The organism is Amycolatopsis decaplanina DSM 44594 (assembly GCF_000342005.1).
GTDB lineage: Bacteria > Actinomycetota > Actinomycetes > Mycobacteriales > Pseudonocardiaceae > Amycolatopsis > Amycolatopsis decaplanina.
In genome coordinates, this window is record NZ_AOHO01000029.1 from 1 (window position 1) to 2,321 (window position 2,321).

Here is a 2,321-nt window from a genome sequence, read left to right on the forward strand (position 1 = left end):
GGAAGAGGCCGGCACACGATGTTCAGCGTTATGTCCAGCAGGCGACCAAGATTGTGTCTCGGTATCACAAGGTGCCCATCTGGGTCGAAAAACCGGCGCCGGGGCAGCTGGAGGATGCTGTCAGGCTGAACGGCGCGGTCAAGGACCTGGTCGCCGAGTATCTGGCCAACGGATTGTCCGAACAGGACGCCGAGAGACTGTCCGAGGAACTCGCCACCAAGCTCGGCATCCTGCGGACCTCCCCGCAGAACACACCTGTTTTACCCGGTGGCGCACGGAGCGATGATGACGACGCCCTGCCGAATGCGGGTGAGTCTTCTCGTGACGGTGCGGCGCGCGCTAGTGGCCAGGATGTGGCGGGGTGGCGGCCGGCGGATGAGGGGTCGTTGCGGGAAGGATCCGGCGACGTTGGTGTGGACGGGGCGCTTGATGAGCCGGTCGTGGCCCCGAAGGCCCGAGCCGGAGATCCGGCCTTGCCGGAAGCTGTTGGCAAGTTGCGGCAGGGAAGGGTGGAGCCAGCCGCGGTGAAGGCGACTTGGCTTGCCGTGCTGCCGTTGTCCGAAGACAGCAAGAACGAGCTGGAGGAGCTGAAGAAAGAGTTCGCGGCGAAGGTCAAGGAGGCGGTCGAACAGAAGCGGGAGATGCCGGATGTCCGGCTGCAGATCTACCGGAATCGGGACCGCTTTATGGGCAAAAAGTATGCGGAATTGTCGAAGCTGGAGAGCGCATTACGCGAGGCGGCCGGAGCCGCCATTCCGGGTCTCGACCAGCGGAAGCTGACTTTTGATCGTGAAGAGCACGCATCTCGCGAGGGCGCGAAATTGGGTATCACCCTGCATGACTCGCCGAACCGGACCGAACAGAGTTATCGGACGTCGCCTGAACTGAATCTGTCCCTGGCCAACGCGTTGCAGAAGCACGTGTTGTCCGCCGCGGATGTGCGCCGTCTGCGGTTGCTGGTGGAGGGTCTTGCCCAGCGGCTGGACGACAACGACGATCCCGACGGAGAGTTGCGTCTCGAGGCGCACCTGGTGACCCGTGACGGACCAGCCGGACGGCGGAGGTCGGGGGTGGCGGCGGAGATACGCGCGGCGGTGCAGGCAGCGCGGCCACAGTACTCGGCCGCGCAGGTCGAGGAGTTCATCGCCCGGCATGTCGTGATGGGTGTCACCCGGACGGCCGCCCGTGATCAGGTGGGTCTTTTCCTCACTCTCGTCAGACTCGAACCGGATCCAGTGCCGGACCACGTCGTGGCGGCGGCGAAGCAAACCGAATACGGGCAACTGCCTTCGCTGCCGAAGGAACTGAGCGGCCGAGTCCTTAAACGCACCGATGCCGAAATCGATAGCTGGAAAGGCGAGCTGAAGGCCGGGGAGCCGTTCGTGATCGTCGAGGGCGCTCGCAAGAGGCTGAACGGATTCATTGAAAAACTTCTGCCCGATATCGCTGATCGCGCCCGCAATAATCAGCAACTCGGCGATATCCGGTTGCACGTCACGAGAATGGTAATTGGCGCCAATTCCGAAGTCCGCCTCCCCGAGCATGAGGAGCTCGAAAAGCTGGTGAAGCAGGCGGCGTTGAAGCAATCCATCGATCTCACTAAGTTTCGCTTCACTTACAGGGCCTACAAAGCCAAGGAGAAAGGGCCCCGCTCGGTGGGGATCACCGTGCACCGAACACCGAGGCTGGGGAAGAGCGACTATCTCGGGGAGACGTCCTTGACGGAGTTCTTCCTGCCGAGATTTGCCCTTCTGTCGGAAGCTGCCAGGGAGCGGATCACCTGGCTGTCAACGGCATTTATCGTTCGGTATAAGACGGGACAGGGTGGGAACAAGGTTCTCTCCATCGCGGTGGCGCAGCCCCGCCAAAGCGGTGCCCACCTTCTGGTGAAAGAGGTGCGGGACCTCGTCCTCGCCGCTTTCAGAGAGCAGTTGCCGGGGCCTGAAGGCACGCAACTGGCCCGTAGGATCCTGGAGGATTTCGTCCCCACCACCTTGTACCGCGTGCGTCTGGGAGGGCTGTCCGCTGTTCTGGTGGACGTGGTCGAGAAGGGTGAGGTGTCGTCGGTCCGGCGGGAAGAGTGGGAGGAGGAGGCGCGGTCGACGCGGATGGCTTCGCGTGCGGCCCGGGAGGCGGAGGGCCTTGCCCACACGCCCGTTGTGTCGGGTGGTGCACTGGCCTTGCCGGAGGCGGGTGAGTTTTCTCCTGATGGTGCGTGGGATGGCTTGGAGCCCGAGGACTGGCTTAAGAACTGGTTCGAGACTCTGCTGGCGGATGAGGGGTCGTTGTGGGAAGGGGCCGGCGACGTTGGTGTGGACGGG

Annotated in this window: 1 protein-coding gene; it reads left to right on the forward strand. The window is 63.3% G+C overall.

Going from position 1 to position 2,321, the window contains the following annotated elements; genetic code table 11:
* On the forward strand, positions 1–2,321 hold a 2,321-nt coding region (locus H074_RS40670), incomplete at both ends, for a hypothetical protein (RefSeq protein ID WP_007029265.1).